Annotated in this window: 15 protein-coding genes; 9 read left to right on the top strand and 6 right to left on the bottom strand. The window is 65.0% G+C overall.

Annotation, left to right across the window (positions count from 1 at the left end; translation table 11 throughout):
- Positions 1–16 precede the first annotated feature (16 nt).
- Entirely contained in the window at positions 17–1255 is a 1239-nt protein-coding gene (locus tag KBA48_RS07540; protein WP_292904814.1) for an MFS transporter, read from the top strand.
- 37 nt (positions 1256–1292) lie between these two features.
- On the opposite strand, the gene KBA48_RS07535 is transcribed toward KBA48_RS07540, so the two are convergent.
- Positions 1293–2246 (bottom strand): TauD/TfdA family dioxygenase, encoded by a 954-nt coding sequence (locus KBA48_RS07535; protein WP_292904812.1) that lies wholly within the window; start codon positions 2244–2246, stop codon positions 1293–1295.
- A gap of 104 nt (positions 2247–2350) precedes the next feature.
- Between KBA48_RS07535 and KBA48_RS07530 the strand changes: the two genes are divergently transcribed.
- The 3 genes from KBA48_RS07530 to KBA48_RS07520 all read left to right on the top strand — a co-directional run bounded on the left by KBA48_RS07530 (position 2351) and on the right by KBA48_RS07520 (position 5587).
- Complete coding sequence (locus tag KBA48_RS07530) at positions 2351–3268, top strand: LysR family transcriptional regulator (protein ID WP_292904810.1); 918 nt, start codon at positions 2351–2353, stop codon at positions 3266–3268.
- Between the two features lie 160 nt (positions 3269–3428).
- Positions 3429–5147: an amidohydrolase family protein gene (locus KBA48_RS07525; protein ID WP_292904808.1), complete on the top strand. Its 1719-nt coding sequence runs from the start codon at positions 3429–3431 to the stop codon at positions 5145–5147.
- A gap of 14 nt (positions 5148–5161) precedes the next feature.
- Positions 5162–5587: a carboxymuconolactone decarboxylase family protein gene (locus tag KBA48_RS07520; protein ID WP_292904806.1), complete on the top strand. Its 426-nt coding sequence runs from the start codon at positions 5162–5164 to the stop codon at positions 5585–5587.
- Between the two features lie 54 nt (positions 5588–5641).
- Here the strand turns inward: KBA48_RS07520 and KBA48_RS07515 are convergent, their stop codons facing one another.
- Genes KBA48_RS07515 through KBA48_RS07500 form a run of 4 tightly spaced genes read right to left on the bottom strand, consistent with a single transcriptional unit; the run spans position 5642 to position 8640 of the window.
- Positions 5642–6388, bottom strand: a complete 747-nt coding sequence (locus KBA48_RS07515) for a 2-oxo acid dehydrogenase subunit E2 (protein ID WP_292904804.1) — start codon at positions 6386–6388, stop codon at positions 5642–5644.
- A 7-nt stretch (positions 6389–6395) separates the two neighbouring features.
- On the bottom strand, positions 6396–6626 hold the full coding sequence (locus KBA48_RS07510) for a biotin/lipoyl-containing protein (RefSeq protein ID WP_292904802.1): 231 nt from the start codon (positions 6624–6626) through the stop codon (positions 6396–6398).
- A gap of 26 nt (positions 6627–6652) precedes the next feature.
- The gene (locus tag KBA48_RS07505) at positions 6653–7657 is read right to left on the bottom strand and encodes an alpha-ketoacid dehydrogenase subunit beta (protein ID WP_292904800.1); all 1005 of its coding nucleotides are present in this window, start codon (positions 7655–7657) and stop codon (positions 6653–6655) included.
- Positions 7657–8640 (bottom strand): thiamine pyrophosphate-dependent dehydrogenase E1 component subunit alpha, encoded by a 984-nt coding sequence (locus tag KBA48_RS07500; protein ID WP_292904798.1) that lies wholly within the window; start codon positions 8638–8640, stop codon positions 7657–7659. The genes KBA48_RS07505 and KBA48_RS07500 overlap by 1 nt, the downstream gene beginning before the upstream one ends.
- A 214-nt stretch (positions 8641–8854) precedes the next feature.
- On the opposite strand from KBA48_RS07500, the gene KBA48_RS07495 reads away from it, so the two are divergent.
- Complete coding sequence (locus KBA48_RS07495) at positions 8855–10417, top strand: class I adenylate-forming enzyme family protein (RefSeq protein ID WP_292904796.1); 1563 nt, start codon at positions 8855–8857, stop codon at positions 10415–10417.
- On the top strand, positions 10414–11097 hold the full coding sequence (locus KBA48_RS07490; RefSeq protein ID WP_292904794.1) for an SDR family NAD(P)-dependent oxidoreductase: 684 nt from the start codon (positions 10414–10416) through the stop codon (positions 11095–11097). Before KBA48_RS07495 ends, KBA48_RS07490 begins: the two co-directional genes overlap by 4 nt.
- A 7-nt stretch (positions 11098–11104) precedes the next feature.
- Here the strand turns inward: KBA48_RS07490 and KBA48_RS07485 are convergent, their stop codons facing one another.
- Positions 11105–12286: an acetyl-CoA C-acyltransferase gene (locus KBA48_RS07485; RefSeq protein WP_292904792.1), complete on the bottom strand. Its 1182-nt coding sequence runs from the start codon at positions 12284–12286 to the stop codon at positions 11105–11107.
- A 283-nt stretch (positions 12287–12569) separates the two neighbouring features.
- Here KBA48_RS07485 and KBA48_RS07480 point away from each other — a divergent pair, with 283 nt between their 5' ends.
- From KBA48_RS07480 to KBA48_RS07470, 3 genes are read left to right on the top strand one after another with little or no spacing between them, the layout of a single operon-like run.
- Entirely contained in the window at positions 12570–13340 is a 771-nt protein-coding gene (locus KBA48_RS07480) for an enoyl-CoA hydratase/isomerase family protein (protein WP_292904790.1), read from the top strand.
- A gap of 3 nt (positions 13341–13343) precedes the next feature.
- Complete coding sequence (locus KBA48_RS07475) at positions 13344–13703, top strand: OB-fold domain-containing protein (protein ID WP_292904788.1); 360 nt, start codon at positions 13344–13346, stop codon at positions 13701–13703.
- The gene (locus tag KBA48_RS07470; protein ID WP_292904786.1) at positions 13700–14860 is read left to right on the top strand and encodes an acetyl-CoA acetyltransferase; all 1161 of its coding nucleotides are present in this window, start codon (positions 13700–13702) and stop codon (positions 14858–14860) included. The genes KBA48_RS07475 and KBA48_RS07470 overlap by 4 nt, the downstream gene beginning before the upstream one ends.
- Positions 14861–14932: the final 72 nt, after the last annotated feature.

Below are 14932 nucleotides of genomic sequence, written 5' to 3'. Positions count from 1 at the left end.
ATCAGGAGAGCATGTGATGGAATTGCTGACAAACGAGGCCCGCGCCGAATGGCGGGCCCATTGGCGGGTGGTGGTGGGTACCGGCATCGGCATGGCCAGTTGCTATGCGGTCTTTTCCTTTGTGGCCAGCCTGTTCGTCCAGCCTTTGCAGGACGAGTTCGGCTGGACGCGGGGCCAGCAGGCATTGTCGCATAATGCCAATCTGGTGGCGGCCTTCCTGGCCCCGTTCATTGGCGCCTATATCGACCGGGTAGGGGTTCGCAAGGTGCTGCTGCCCGCGATCCTGCTGGTTGTCCTGTGCTATGTGGCGCTGGCCAACCTCACGGCGTCGCTGGTTCATTTCTATGTGGCGATGAGCGCCCTGGTCCTGATCGGCATCGCCACCACGGGCCTGTCCTTCACCCGCGCGGTGACAAGCTGGTTTGACAAGTCGCGGGGGCTGGCGCTGGCGGTGTCGCGGGCCGGACTGACCATCGCGGGCGCCCTGTTACCCATCCTGCTGTACGCAGCCATTGAACGCCACGGCTCACGCGGTGGGTTCTATGTGCTGGCGGCCGTCGCCTTGTTCATCAGTTTCCCCGTCACCTGGGCCCTGGTGCATGATCGCCGGCCTGACGCGGGGGAGGTGGTGCGGTCAAAGGCTGTCGCGGGCTGGCGTCTCTGGCCCCGCCTGCTGCGCGATCGCCGCATCCTGTTGCTCTGCGTGGCGGCCGGTTTTACCTATGGCCCGGCGGTGGGACTGTTATCGCAGCTACAGCCGCTGCTGGTTTCAAAGGCGTTGGAACCGAAGATGGCGGCGGGGCTGGTCAGCTTGCTGGCCGTTTCCACCTTCGCCGGTACCGCCATCACCGGCCTGCTGATCGACCGGGTCTGGGCGCCGGCCCTGGGGTTTCTGTTCACCATCGGGCCGGTGGTTGGCTGTGCCGTACTTTATGCTCTGGACGCGCCCGGCGTGCCGCTGGCGGCCGTCTGTATCGTGCTGATCGGATTGGCGCAGGGCGCGGAGATCGACCTGGCCGGATTTATCATCGCCCGCTATTTCGGGATGCGGGCCTTTGCCGCCATCTATGGTCTGACCGTGCTGGCCATCGGCAGTTGCGCTGCTGTTGGCGCCATCCTGGTGGGGCTGGTTCATGACTGGTTCGGCAGCTACGACATCGCGCTGCTGTCAGCGGGGGGCTGTTTTCTTGTGGCGGCGCTGGCCTATCCGTTCCTCGGGCGCTACCCCGACCGACCGGATATCGATCTGGACTGAAGGAGGGGGCGCTGCTGAGCGCCCCCTGCCATTTCAATCAATCGACCAGCCGCTTGACCTTGCGGTCCCGGTCCAGCGCCGGGTCAAGGTAGCGGCCGACCTTGTAATCGCCCATGATGGTCGTGCGCATGGCCCTGCGCCGGCAATGCAGCGGCACGCCGCGTGCAGAATGGATCACGCGCCAGTTGTCCCAGACCAGCATGTCGTCCCGGCCCCAGGAATGGTAGTAGGCGAACCGATCCTCTACCAGGTGATCGGCCAGTTCCGTCAGCAAGGCATCGCTTTCCGCCCGGTCCATGCCGAGGATGTAGCGGGCGTGCATGGGGGACAGTTTCAGCACTTTGCGCCCCGTTTCCTGCTGCGTGATGACCAGCGGATGCACCACGGGCGGGAAATCGTACATCTTGCCCGATGTCGGCGGCGACCCGCCATAAACGGAAATGTCCCTGGGAAAGCCGAACTGGCCCGACACGAAATCGGGATTGAACTCGTAAACGACCTCCAGCCCCTCGATCCGGGCTTTCATGGCATCGGACAGGCGATCATAGGCGCCGATGGCATCAATGAACCCGGTTTCTCCCATTTCCGCCGCCGGATGGGTCATGCGCAGTACGGCGCCCCGGACGATGGTGGGCATGAAACTCTGGTCCCAATGCCAGCCCAGCCAGCCGGCCCGCGTGATGCCGTCAACCACATAATGGCGGTTGAACCGCGCCTTTGTATCGTCAGGGTCATAGGCCAGGACCATCAGATAGGGATTGTCGGGACTGTTCATGTCGGCCGTGGCCGCCGGTTCCATGTCGCCGAAGATGCGCGACACCCGCATCTGGATATCGTCGCTGGTGCCGGCACCCCGGAACAGCAGCAGGCCGCTGTCGATCCAGGCATCCCTGATGGCGGTCTGTGTTGCCGGGTCGATGTCGCGCGACAGATCGACGCCCAGCACTTCCAGGCCCAGATCAGGTGACAGCGGACGGGTTTCTAATCCCATGATGCATCCTCCCAATGATTTTTGTGGATGGAGAAGCGATAGCACCAGTGGGATCGTCGAATAATATGCTTTGATGTGAAGTTATGATTCCGGATTATTGAAGAATGATGCCATCCCTGATCGAATTGCAGGTGTTTGCCGCCATCGTCGACGCCGGTTCCCTGGCCCGCGCCGCGGCTCATCTGCGAATGTCGCCCTCCATGGTGACCACGCATCTGGCGCGACTGGAGGAGGGGTTGGGGGCTTGCCTGCTGAAACGCAGCACAAGGCGGTTGGACCTGACCGACAGTGGTCGCGTGTTCCTGGAGCATGCGCGCGCCATTCTGGAAGCCGTCAACCGGGCACAGGAAGCGGTGCAGCGTGGCGACGGTCAGCCGGTGGGTCATGTCCGTATCGACGCGCCGGCGGGTGTCGGAACCGTGCTGGTGTTGCCACTGCTGTCCGAGTGCCGCGACCGGTTTCCGGGCATCGTCATCGATCTGGGGCTGGGTGACCGTGGTACGCTATACCGGGCGGATGGGGCGGATATTCTGATCCGCGTTGGTGCCGCACCGGCGGATGCCGGCCGGATTGTAACCTTGGGCACGGCTCATCATTTTCTGGTCGCGGCCCCCGCCTATCTGTCGCGCCGGGGCATCCCACTGGTGCCCCGGGACCTGGAGGGGCACGACGGCATTCTCTACGCCAGCCGGGAAACACCCGATGGGCGGCGCTGGCAGTTCGTCAGGGATGGGGAGACGCAGTGGCTGCGTCCCCGCCCGGCCCTGACCTTCAATGACGGGCTGGCCCTGACATCGGCCTGTGCCGCCGGCGCAGGGCTGGCGCAGACGCTGGACATTCTGGCGGCACCCTTTCTGGCAAATGGGGGTCTGGTCCGGTTATTGGCGGACTGGACACCCTTGTCCACGCCCATCACGATGACCTGCCCCGGCGTGCGGGCGGGGGATGCCGCCGTGAAGGCTGTAGCGGGTTTCCTGTCGGAACGGGTGCCGGCCATCTGGCCAGATATCGCATCCGTGTAGAGATGACATGGTAGGGCGATGACACGGCTCCGGCATGGTGCGCTGGCGGGCGCAGCGGCTATGATGGGCCGAATTTATCGCTCGCCCGTTGCGGCATGATCGCCGTCCGCCCCTTCGGGTCCAGGGCCGACAGGCTTTGCGGGCAGCCAGGGAGGAAGAAATGAGCCAGCATTATGATCTGCTGATCCGTGGTGGACGGATCGTTGATGGCACCGGGGCGACAGCCTTTGAAGGCGACGTTGCGGTCCGGGGCGACCGGATCGTGGCGGTGGGCGTTGTCGACGGCACCGCCGATCAGGTGATTGACGCCAAGGGCATGGTGGTGACACCCGGGTTCGTCGATGTCCACACGCATTATGACGGGCAAGTGACCTGGGAAAACCGGCTGGCCCCCTCTTCCGACCATGGGGTGACGACGGTCATCATGGGCAATTGCGGCGTCGGCTTTGCACCCGTCCGCGCCGGGGATCAGCAGATGGCCATCAAGCTGATGGAAGGGGTCGAGGATATCCCCGAAGTGGTGATGGCGGAGGGGGTTCCCTGGAACTGGGAGAGCTTCCCCGACTATCTGGATGCGTTGTCGCAACGTCAGACCGATATCGACTTCGCCGCCCAGTTGCCGCACAGCCCGTTGCGCGTCTATGTCATGGGCAAGCGCGGAGCCGACCTGGAGCCGCCGACGGGGCAGGATCTGGCGGAGATGCGCCGTCTGACGGCCGATGCGGTGAAGGCGGGCGCGCTGGGCGTTTCCACCTCCCGCCAGTTGGCCCACCGCTTCCGCGATGGCCGCCCGGCGCCGTCCACCCAGACGGAGGTGGAGGAGTTGAAGGCACTGGCGGCCGGTCTGAAGGATGCGGGCACGGGCGTTTTCCAGTTGATACCCAATACCAGCAACGCGTCGGAGGCGGAATTTGCCATCATCCGTGAACTGGCCGAGTTCTCCGGTCGGCCGGTGAATTTCAGCTTGCTGACGGGGGACCAGATCGCGGGCGGATGGCGCGGCTATCTGAACGGCCTGACCCAGGCGGCAGCAGACAATCTGCCTATCCATGGGCAATATTATCCGCGTCCCATCGGCATGCTGTTCGGGCTGGACCTGTCCTACCACCCCTTCTCGCTGAACCCATCCTACAAGGCGATCGAGAACCTGCCGCTGGCGGAGAAGGTGGCGGCGATGCGCGATCCGGCGTTCCGCGCCCGGCTTCTGGCGGAGGAGCCGCAGGACCCCAACCCCTTCTTCCTGTGGGTCGTGCAGCAGACGCATCTGCTGTTCCCGCTGGGTGATCCGCCCAATTACAACCCCTCGCCCGAAGACAGTGTCAAGGCGCGGGCGGCCCGCCTGGGCATCGGAGAGCGGGAACTGATGTATGACGAACTGCTGCGGCAGAATGGGCGTGCCATCCTGTACTGCCCCATGGGCAATACGGAGAATGGCCGCATGGATGCCGCCACGGATCTCTTCGGCCAACCGGGCACCGTCCTGGGCCTGGGGGACGGCGGGGCGCATTACGGCATGATCTGCGATGCGGCCTTCCCGACCTTCGTGCTGGCCGAGTATGTGCGCGATCAGAAGCGTCTGCCTATCGAGAAGGCCATCAGCATGCTGTCCCGCGAAACGTCGGCCAGCGTCGGTCTGCTGGATCGTGGGGTGCTGAAGCCGGGCTATAAGGCCGACATCAATATCATCGACATGGAACGACTGGCCCTGTATGCCCCCCGGGTGAAGCGCGACCTGCCGGCCGATGGCCGTCGGCTCAGCCAGAAATCCGACGGGTATGAGGCGACGATCGTGTCGGGCCAGGTGACCTATCGTAACGGGCGCTCCACCGGTGCGCTGCCGGGTCGTCTGGTCCGTGGTGCCCGTGCGGCCGTAGCGTAAAAAGGATAGCCGACATGAGCCTTGATGAGAAATCGGAACGCGGCCTTGCCGTTATCGGCGGCATGATGGGGCCGAAATTCAGTGACGCGCTGCGGGCGGCAGCGACGTCGGGCAAGTTCGGATCGGCCATCTCCCAGATGGCCGTGAACTATGCCTTTGCCGATGCCTGGGGCCGCGACGGGCTGGAGAAGAAGCAGCGCAGCCTCGTGGTGATCGGTATCCTGATCGCCCAGCGTCAGACCGCCGAACTGAAGAACCATGTCAAGATCGGCGTGGCTAACGGGTTGAGCGTGCGGGAACTGGAGGAGGTACTGATCCAGTCGGTTCCCTATGTTGGGTTCCCCTGCATCGCGTCCGCGACGACGGCGGTGATTGAGGCGCTGCGGGAGATCGGTATGGACCCGAATGTCCAGACGTCGGAGGAACGCGGGCTGCTGTAGGCTGGGTGTCGTAGAGCGGACCCGTGTTTCGCCGATCCGCTCTACCATCACGCGTCAGTCAAACAGTGCCGGATCGGCCAGCCTACCGGCGATATGCCGGACAAAGCGCGCGGCGTCTGCGCCATTGATGACGCGATGGTCATAGGACAGCGACAAAGGCAACATCTGTCGCCAGACGATGCCGCCATCCGGTCCAGGTGTGGCGACAGGCCGGGCGCGGGTGACGCCCAGGATGGCCACTTCCGGGGCATTCACGATCGGGGTAAAGCCGGTCCCGCCGATATGGCCGAGCGAGGTCAGGGTCATGCAGCCACCGGACATGTCGGCCATGGGCAGCCCCTTGGTCCGGGCACGCTCCGACAGGGCGGATATCTCAGCCGCGATGTCGGACACGCTTTTCCGGTCGCAGTCGCGGATAACGGGGACCAGCAGGCCGCCGGGCGTGTCCACGGCCACCCCGATATGCACATAATCTTTCAGAACCAGCGTCTCCCGGCTGCCATCCAGGGAGGCGTTGAACTGCGGATAGGCCCGCAGGGCCGACGCCATGGCCTTGACCAGCAGGGGTACCGGCGTCAGCTTTACGCCGCCCCCGGCACTATTATGGGCCAGCCGTCGTGCTTCCAGGTCAGTCACGTCGGCATCGTCCTGATGCGTGACATGGGGAATGGCGACCCAGTTGCGGCCCAGGAAGGCCCCGACCAGCTTTTGTATCTTGGAGAGTTTGCGCGTCTGCACGGGGCCGAAGGCGGCGAAATCCGCCTGCGGCCAGGGCGCCAGACCGTCAAGAAGGCCGGTCATCGCTGCCTCACTCGATCACGGCCAGAAGCGCACCCACCTCGTAGGTCTCGCCGACCTCCGCCTTGATGCGCAGGGTGCCGGTGGCGGGGCTTTCCACCTCCTGCGTGGATTTTTCGCTTTCCAGTTCATACAGCGGCTGGCCCTCGGTCACGGTTGCACCGTCGGCCACCAGCCAGCCTTGCAGGACACCTTCATTCATGGAAAAGCCGATCTTCGGCATCAGAACGTCGAAAGCCATAGGGTCACCTGTTCAGTCTTGTTGATTTACGCTGCGACCAGCGCCTGCGCCGCCGCCACGATGTCGGCGGCCTGCGGGGCGAAGGCCGTTTCCAGCGGCTTGGAGAAGGGAACGGGGCAGAAGGCGCCACCCAGCCGTTTCACCGGAGCGTGCAACTGCCGGAACAGCTTTTCATGCAGGACGGCGCTGATCTCGGCCCCCACCCCGAACGGCGTCACGGCCTCATGCACCACCACCGCCCGGCCCGTACGGGCGACGGACGCCAGGACCGTTTCCTGGTCCCAGGGTGCGATGGAACGCAGGTCGATCAGTTCGGCGCTGATCCCGGCTTCGGCCAGTTTGGGCAAGGCGGCCTTCGCCTCGTTGACCATGCGGGCATAGGCGATGATGGTGACGTCGCGCCCCTCGGCCAGCACGTTGGCCTTGCCCAGTGGCACGCGGAAACCCTTTTCCGCCGGCTCGTCCGGAAGCCAGTAGGTGGGCAGGTTCTCGATGAACAGGACGGGGTCGGGATCGTCGATGGCGCTGCGCATCAGGCCATAGGCATCGCGGGGGCTGGACGGGGCCACCACCTTGATGCCGGCGGTATGCGCAAACCAGGCCTCCAGATAGTCGCAATGCTGTCCGCCCGTGCCGAAGCCCGTACCCGTCATGGTGCGGATGACGATGGGGACATGCGTCTGCCCACCCGACATGAAGCGCAGCTTGGCGGCATGGTTGACGATCATGTCCATCGCCACGGTCGTGAAGTTCATCAGCATGATCTCCGCCACCGGCTTGAATCCGACCAGCGACGCGCCGATGGCTGCACCGATGATGGCCTGCTCGGAGATGGGGGTGGAGCGCACGCGTTGTTCACCAAAGCGGGTGGAGAGGCCGCGTGTCACGCCCACAACACCGCCTTCCTCCGGGTCGGCGACGTCCTCGCCCAGTACCAGCACGCTGTCGTCGCTTTCCATCGCGTCGGCCAGGGCGCGGTTGATGGCCTGCAGGATATTCTCCTTGGCCGCCTTCTTCGTCGTCGCGCTCATCACACGGCTCCTTGCGCGAACACGTCGCGGGACAGTTCCTCAACTCCCGGCCAGGCACTGGCGAGGGCATACTCAATGGCATCGTCCAGCGCGGCCTCGATCTCCGCCTCCATCGCGGCTAATTCGGCCTCTGTCGCCACGCCTGTATCGATCAGCAATGTCCGGAAACGCGGCACGGGATCGGCATCGATGGCGGCCTGCTTGCGTGCCTTGTCCATGTAGGCATCGGCATCGCCCAGCACATGGCCATGGAAGCGGTAGGTCATGGCCTCGATCAGGGTTGGCCCGCCGCCGGCCCGCGCCCGGTCGATGGCTTCCTTCGCTGCGGCATACATGGCGAACGGGTCGTTCCCGTCCACCCGCACACCCGGCATGGAATAGCCGTGCGCCCGGTCGGCGATCTGTCTGGCCGACGTCGCCTTCTCATAGGACGTGTGCTCGCCCCACTCATTGTTCTGACAGACGAAGATGACGGGCAGCTTCCAGACCGACGCCATGTTCAGGCTCTCGTGGAAGGCACCGATATTGGAGGCGCCATCGCCGAAATAGGCGACCGTCACCCGCCCGTCGCCCTTCAACTGCGACCCCCAGGCCAACCCGTTGGCGATGGGCATGGAGGAACCGACGATACCCGTGGTCACCATCACGCCCGACTTCGGGTGGGTGATGTGCATGGGTCCGCCTTTGCCCTTGCAGGTGCCGGTGACGCGGCCGGCCAGTTCGGCCCAGAGGTCGCGCAGCGGCACACCCTTGGCCAGCATGTCGTGGGTGCCGCGATAGATGGTGCAGATATAATCATCATCGGTCAGGTTGACCGAAATGGCGCTGGGGATCACCTCCTGGCCGCGCGGGGAGTAGTAGGGCATCACCACGCGACCCGCATGGATCACCTTGCGCGACCGCTCGTCATTGGCCTTGATCAAGGCCATCCGGCGGTAGATGTCGCGTTGCGTCGCGGCATCGGGTACTGCCTTGTCCGTCATATCCACCCCGGTCTTCGCTATATCCGCCACCCTGCCGGGCGGCGTGCTGTTTCTGCTGTCGCATGTTTGGGCGGGGGACGCATCCGTTCCGTTCGCACCCATGACAGGATATCGAGGTTGTGAAGGGTTGGGGTCATTCCGACGCAACCGCTCGACCTTTTGCCATTGGCGCAGGACAAGCGATCGGAATGTCTTTCAGGCGAAGGGAAGTGCCATGATCCGGTCCCTGGGCGACCTTGTCCGTCGTAACGCCCGTTTCTTCCCCGACGATATGGTCACCGTTCATGCCGGGCGGCGGACAAGCAACCGCACGCTTCTGGCGCGGGCGGAGCGGCTGGGTGCCGCCCTGTTGGCGAGCCGCTGTCAGCGGCAGGACCGGGTATCCATCCTGGCCATGAACAGCGACACCTATCTGGAGGTGATGGCCGGATGCTGGTTGTCGGGCCTTGTGCTGGCCACCGTGAATTTCCGGCTGGCGGCGGCGGAGTTTGGCCATATCCTGAACGACACGCGCCCGCGGGTGCTGATCTTTGAGGCGACCTACGCCCCCGCCATCGACAGTATCCGTGACCGGCTGGATATCGCGCTTTATGTCTGCCTGGACAGTGACGCGTTTGACTGGGCCATTCCCTATCATGCCCTGATGGAACAGGAGACCGACCGTCTGCCTGACCAGCAGGTGCGGCCCGACGAACTGGCCACGCTGATCTATACCAGTGGCACGACGGGGCGTCCCAAGGGGGTCATGCGCTCGCATCTGGCGGAACTGACGCTGGGGGAGCAGATGGCAATGATGTTCGACTTCCGCACCGGTGGCCGGTCGCTGGTGGTGATGCCGCTGTTCCATGCCGGCGCGCAATCGTCCAGCTATGCCCAACTATGGCGCAGCGGCACGCTTTATATAGAACGCGCCTTCGATCCGGCCCGTGTGCTGGAGATCGTGGCGGCGGAGCGGATCACCAACCTGCATTTCGTGCCCCAGATGCTGCAATCGGTCCTGGACGTGGCCGAAGGGCGGGAAGTGGACACCAGCAGCGTGGAGACCATCGCCTATGCCGCCGCACCCATGTCGCCGGCCCTGCTGCGCCGGGCGTTGGCCCGCTTCGGCCCCGTTTTTGTCAATGGTTGGGGGATGAGCGAGGGAAATGGCACCAGCCTGCCTAAGCACAAGCATGCCCTGACCGGGCCGGACGCGGGCCTGCTGGCCTCCATCGGCCAGCCCAACGCCAAGGCTGACATGCGCATCGTCGCGGAGGATGGCAGCGACTGCCCGCCGGGTGTGCCGGGTGAATTGTGGCTGCGCAGCGCGTCGGTAATGACGGGATATTGGAACAACAGCGTGGCCACGATCGAGGCCCTGCGCGATGGCTGGCTGCGGACCGGCGATGTTGGCTATGCCGATCCGGCGGGCAACATCTTCCTGGTGGACCGCAAGAAGGACATGATCATTTCCGGCGGGGAAAATATCTATAGCCAGGAGGTGGAGCGGGCGCTGGCCGAACATCCCGGCGTGGCGTCGGTCGCGGTCATCGGTGTTCCGGATGCCCGGTGGGGCGAGACGGTGATGGCCATCATCGTGCCGAAGGCCGGAACAAGCCTGACGGCGGACGAGATTATCACCCACAGCCAACGCCTGCTGGCCAGCTACAAGAAGCCGCGCCATGTGCGCTTTGTGGAGGCGTTGCCGCTGTTGCCCAGCGGCAAGATCGACAAGATCAGCCTGCGCCGCCAGTTCGCCGGCGGGACCGGCATCATCCAGGGGGAAACCAGGACATGAGTGGACGTTCGATCATCGTCACCGGCGGCTTCGGCGTGCTGGGCCGGGCCGTGGCCGCCGCCTTTGCCGCGACAGGGGACCATGTGACGCGCGTGGATTTCGCGGCGACGGCACCGGATACCAATGAAGGCGGCCTGGATATCGGTGGTGTCGACCTGACCGACGGGGCCGCCGCCGCCAGGGTGGTGGCCGATGTGACGGCGGCGTTCGGCGGCATTGATGTGCTGGTCAATGTCGCCGGCGGCTTTGCCTGGCAGACCCTGGGCGATGGCGATATTGCCGGCTGGCAACGCCTGTACGCCATGAACGCGGTAACCTGCGCCACGATGACCAAGGCTGCGCTCCCGGCCCTGAAGGCGGCCGCTGCGGGACGCGTCGTCAATATCGGTGCGGCATCCGCTTTGGTCGCCGGGGCCGGCATGGGTGCCTATGCGGCGTCGAAGTCGGCGGTACACAAGTTGACAGAGAGCCTTTCGGCGGAGCTGGCGGGAACTGGTGTGACGGTGAATGCCGTCTTGCCCAGCATCATCGACACCCCGGCCAATCGGGCCGACATGCCCGACGCTGATGTCAGCACCTGGGTGAAACCGCAAGCCATCGCCGAAATTATCGCCTTTCTCGCTTCCCCTGCCGCCCGCTGCATCAGTGGCGCGCTTATCCCCGTGACGCGGGGCGGGTGACCGGGCGTCAGCCCCCTATCTCCAGCAAGGCGGCGGCCCCCATGCCGCCACCGATGCACATGGTGACGACGGCGCGTTTCGCCCCCAGCCGCTGACCGGCCAGCAGCGTATGGCCCACCATGCGCGATCCCGACATGCCGAACGGATGGCCGATGGAAATGGCGCCGCCATCGACATTCAGGCGTGACAGGGGGATGCCCAGGCGGTCACGGCAATAGATCACCTGCACCGCGAAGGCTTCGTTCAACTCCCACAGGTCGATATCATCGACGGTCAGCCCATGCTTGCGCAGCAGCTTCGGCACGGCCAGCGCTGGGCCGATCCCCATCTCCTCTGGCGCACAGCCCACCACGTCGAAGCCGACCAGTCTTCCCAGGATGGGTAGACCACGCCGCGCCGCCGCGTCCGCCTCCATCACGACGCAGACCGATGATCCGTCTGAAAGCTGGCTGGAATTGCCGGCTGTGGTCGTACCACCCTCATAGACAGGTTTCAGCTTGGCCAATGCCTCCAGGCTGGTGCCCGGGCGGTTGCCTTCGTCGCGGGAAAGCGTCACCTCCTCCTGTCCCGTGAGGGCGCCGGATTTGTCCGTGACATTGCGCATGGTGGTGAGGGGCACGATCTCCGCGTCGAAATGGCCGGCACGCTGTGCTTCGTCGGTGCGGCGCTGGCTTTCCACCGCATATTCGTCCTGCGCCTCCCGGCTGATGCCATAGCGGGCGCCAACCAGATCGGCGGTGCGGATCATGGGCCAGTAGAGGGCAGGCACATGGACGGCCAGCCATTCATCCTGGTTGCGGAACTTGTTGCGGTGGGGATCGACCAGGGAAACGGTCTCCACCCCGCCCGCGACATAGATCCCGCCTTCCCCGGCCCGGATGCGCTGGGCGGTGAAGGCAATGGTCTGCAGGCCGGAAGAGCATTTGCGGTCCAAGGTCACGCCCGCCACGCTTTGCGGCAGACCGGCGCGCAAGGCCGCCTGACGGGCGATGTTGGAACCGACGGCGCCTTCCGCCCGCGCGGTCCCCAGCAGCACATCCTCCACCTCCGCCGGATCGATGCCGGCACGGCGTACCGCTGCCTCGATCACATGGCCGGCCATGCTGGCGCCGTGGATGTTGTTCAACGATCCGCGATGGGCCTTGCCGATGCCGGTGCGGGCCGTGGCGACGATAGCGGCTTCTTTCATGTCCATATGCCCATGTTGGGGAATTCTTCGCCCACAGGTACGGGATCGTGGGGGGAACGCGCCATCCGGGCAGGGGAAAGCATCACGTTTGCGATGATAGCGGCTTCTTTCATATCCATATGCCCATGTTGGGGAATTCTTCGCCCACAGGTACGGGATGGTGGGGGGAACGCGCCATCCGGGCAGGGGAAAGCATCACGTTTGCGATGTCATGGCCGGCACCTTGACCCCTGGCGTCCGCATGGCTGAAACCCGCAGTCAGACAAGCAACGGGAGCCCTCCCATGACCATCGACGTCGAACGCCGCGACGGCATCGCCATCGTCACCCTGAACCGCCCCGAAACCAAGAACGCCATCACGCAGGAGATGCGCCGCCAGCTTTGGGAGGCGTTCGAGGAGATCGCCCTGGACCACACCGTGCGCGCCGTTGTGCTGACCGGCGCCGGGGGTGATTTCTGCTCCGGCATGGATGTCGGCAATATGGGGGTGGGTGGCATCAACGGATCGCTGGACCGGATGCACACGCTGCACCGCATCGCGCGGTCCATCTATCACCTGAAGAAGCCGACCATCGCCGCCATTCCCGGCGTCTGTGTCGGTGTGGCCTGGGCCTATGCGCTGTGCTGCGACATTGTCCTGGTGTCGGAACGGGCGAAGTTCGCGCAGATCTTCCGCAATATCGGCCTGACGCCGGACGGCGGCTCCGTCTGGTTGCTGCGCCAGCATGTGGGCGCCATGCGGGCCAAGGAGATCGCCTATTCCGGCCGCATGGTCCGTGCGGACGAGGCGGTACAACTGGGCCTGGCGCTGGAAAAGGTGGAGGGCGAGCGGCTGATGGAACGGGCCCTGGAACTGGCGCAGAGCCTCGCGTCCGGCCCCACAGTGGCGCTCGGGCTGGCCAAGCGCCAGTTCGACCTGGCGGCCAGCAGCAGCTTCGACCAGTTCCTGGACATGGAGTACACCATGCAGCCCATCGCCAGCCGCACGGACGACCATCACGAGGGGCTGACCGCCTTCAAGGAGAAGCGCCCACCCGCCTTCAAGGGAGCCTGAGCCATGATCCAGCCCGAGGCGGAATGGCGTGCCTTTCTGGCGCTGGGCCGGTTTATGATCCAGCGCAGCCCATCGACGGGGGCCTTCGTTTTCCATCCCCGTGTCGCCGCTCCCGGCAGCGGGGCCGACGACCTTGAGTGGGTGGAGGCGGCGGGAACGGGGACCGTGTATGCCGTCACCACCATCCTGCGCCGGGACCCGGCTGAGAATTACAATGTCGTGCTGGTCGACCTGGATGAAGGCCCAAGGCTGATGAGCCGGGTGATGGAGACCGCTGCCGACGCCGTTGCCATCGGCCAGCGCGTTCGCGCTCGCATCATCCAGGAGGGGGACCAGCCATTGCTGGTTTTTGTGCCCGCATGACCTACGTTAACGGATTTCCGCGCGGCGCCGCCTGTATCGTGGGGGCGGCCACCTTCGGCATCGGTCGCTGCCCCGGCGTCAGTGCTGTTGACATGGCGGCCAAGGTTTCGCTGATGGCGCTGGCCGATGCCGGGCTGAGCCTGGCCGACGTCGATGCGCTTTATACCTCCGCGCCGTTCGAGGCGTTGGGTGGTATGGAATTGGCTGAATATCTGGGCATCACGCCCAAGGTCACCGACTGCAACCGCACCGGTGGCTCGGCGTTCGAGGTCTATGTGCAGCAGGCCGCCCTGGCGCTGGCAGCCGGCCTGATCGACTGTGCCCTGATCGCCTACGGTGCCAACCCCGCCAGCAATCCGCCCAAAACCGTGGGCATGACCAGACCCTCCCCGTGGGAGGCGCCGTACCAGCCGCTGGCCCCGGTTTCGTCCTACGCCCTGGCGACCAGCCGGCACATGTACCAGTATGGCACGACCCGCGAACATCTGGCGGCCGTGGCCGTGGCGGCACGCGCCTGGGCGCAATTGAACCCCGAAGCCGCGGTGCGCGATCCGCTGACCATCGATCAGGTTCTGTCGGCGCGTATGGTATCGACGCCGCTGACGGTACGCGATTGCTGTCTGTTTAATGACGGGGCGGCAGCCATCGTCATGGTGCGGGCCGATCGGGCCAGGGACCTGCGCAAGGCGGCGATACCTGTGCTGGGAGCGGCTCATGCCGTCACCCATCGGGAAATTTCCGGGATGCCGGACCTGACCCGTACGGGTGCCGTCTTCTCCGGTACGCAGGCCTTCGCACAGGCGGGGGTGACGGCCGCCGACATCCGGCTGGCCATGCTGTACGACGCCTTCACCATCACGCCGATCCTGTTCCTGGAGGACCTGGGATTCTGCGCCAAGGGTGAAGGGGGGCCGTTCGTCAGCGGCGGGGCCATCGCACCCGGCGGGCGGCTGGCCGTCAACACCAATGGCGGCGGCCTGTCCTGTGTGCATCCCGGCATGTATGGGCTGTTCCTGCTGGTGGAGGCGGTGCGGCAATTGCGCGGAGAGACGGGGGAACGACAGGTGCCGGCGCTGGACCTGGCCGTTGCCCATGGCAATGGCGGGGTGCTGTCCAGCCAGGCCACCGTTGTGCTGGGCAGAATGGATTGCCTTTGAGGGCTGGCGCTGCCCCAACCCATCAGATGGGTGATCACTCGCCCTCTTTGCCCGGCAGCCCCCTGTCAGTGC

Source organism: Niveispirillum sp. (assembly GCF_017996735.1).
GTDB lineage: Bacteria > Pseudomonadota > Alphaproteobacteria > Azospirillales > Azospirillaceae > Niveispirillum.
The sequence above is the reverse complement of the archived record's forward strand: the minus strand, read 5'-3'. Positions and strand labels throughout refer to the sequence as shown.

What these genes read in the sequence shown, in the direction of transcription:
- KBA48_RS07530 (WP_292904810.1), top strand. Translation starts at nt 2,351, where the DNA reads ATGATGCCATCCCTGATCGAATTGCAGGTGTTTGCCGCCATCGTCGAC.
- KBA48_RS07485 (WP_292904792.1), bottom strand. Translation starts at nt 12,286, where the DNA reads ATGAAAGAAGCCGCTATCGTCGCCACGGCCCGCACCGGCATCGGCAAG.
- KBA48_RS07520 (WP_292904806.1), top strand. Translation starts at nt 5,162, where the DNA reads ATGAGCCTTGATGAGAAATCGGAACGCGGCCTTGCCGTTATCGGCGGC.
- KBA48_RS07480 (WP_292904790.1), top strand. Translation starts at nt 12,570, where the DNA reads ATGACCATCGACGTCGAACGCCGCGACGGCATCGCCATCGTCACCCTG.
- KBA48_RS07470 (WP_292904786.1), top strand. Translation starts at nt 13,700, where the DNA reads ATGACCTACGTTAACGGATTTCCGCGCGGCGCCGCCTGTATCGTGGGG.
- KBA48_RS07490 (WP_292904794.1), top strand. Translation starts at nt 10,414, where the DNA reads ATGAGTGGACGTTCGATCATCGTCACCGGCGGCTTCGGCGTGCTGGGC.
- KBA48_RS07515 (WP_292904804.1), bottom strand. Translation starts at nt 6,388, where the DNA reads ATGACCGGCCTTCTTGACGGTCTGGCGCCCTGGCCGCAGGCGGATTTC.
- KBA48_RS07495 (WP_292904796.1), top strand. Translation starts at nt 8,855, where the DNA reads ATGATCCGGTCCCTGGGCGACCTTGTCCGTCGTAACGCCCGTTTCTTC.
- KBA48_RS07505 (WP_292904800.1), bottom strand. Translation starts at nt 7,657, where the DNA reads ATGAGCGCGACGACGAAGAAGGCGGCCAAGGAGAATATCCTGCAGGCC.
- KBA48_RS07510 (WP_292904802.1), bottom strand. Translation starts at nt 6,626, where the DNA reads ATGGCTTTCGACGTTCTGATGCCGAAGATCGGCTTTTCCATGAATGAA.
- KBA48_RS07535 (WP_292904812.1), bottom strand. Translation starts at nt 2,246, where the DNA reads ATGGGATTAGAAACCCGTCCGCTGTCACCTGATCTGGGCCTGGAAGTG.
- KBA48_RS07475 (WP_292904788.1), top strand. Translation starts at nt 13,344, where the DNA reads ATGATCCAGCCCGAGGCGGAATGGCGTGCCTTTCTGGCGCTGGGCCGG.
- KBA48_RS07500 (WP_292904798.1), bottom strand. Translation starts at nt 8,640, where the DNA reads ATGACGGACAAGGCAGTACCCGATGCCGCGACGCAACGCGACATCTAC.
- KBA48_RS07540 (WP_292904814.1), top strand. Translation starts at nt 17, where the DNA reads ATGGAATTGCTGACAAACGAGGCCCGCGCCGAATGGCGGGCCCATTGG.
- KBA48_RS07525 (WP_292904808.1), top strand. Translation starts at nt 3,429, where the DNA reads ATGAGCCAGCATTATGATCTGCTGATCCGTGGTGGACGGATCGTTGAT.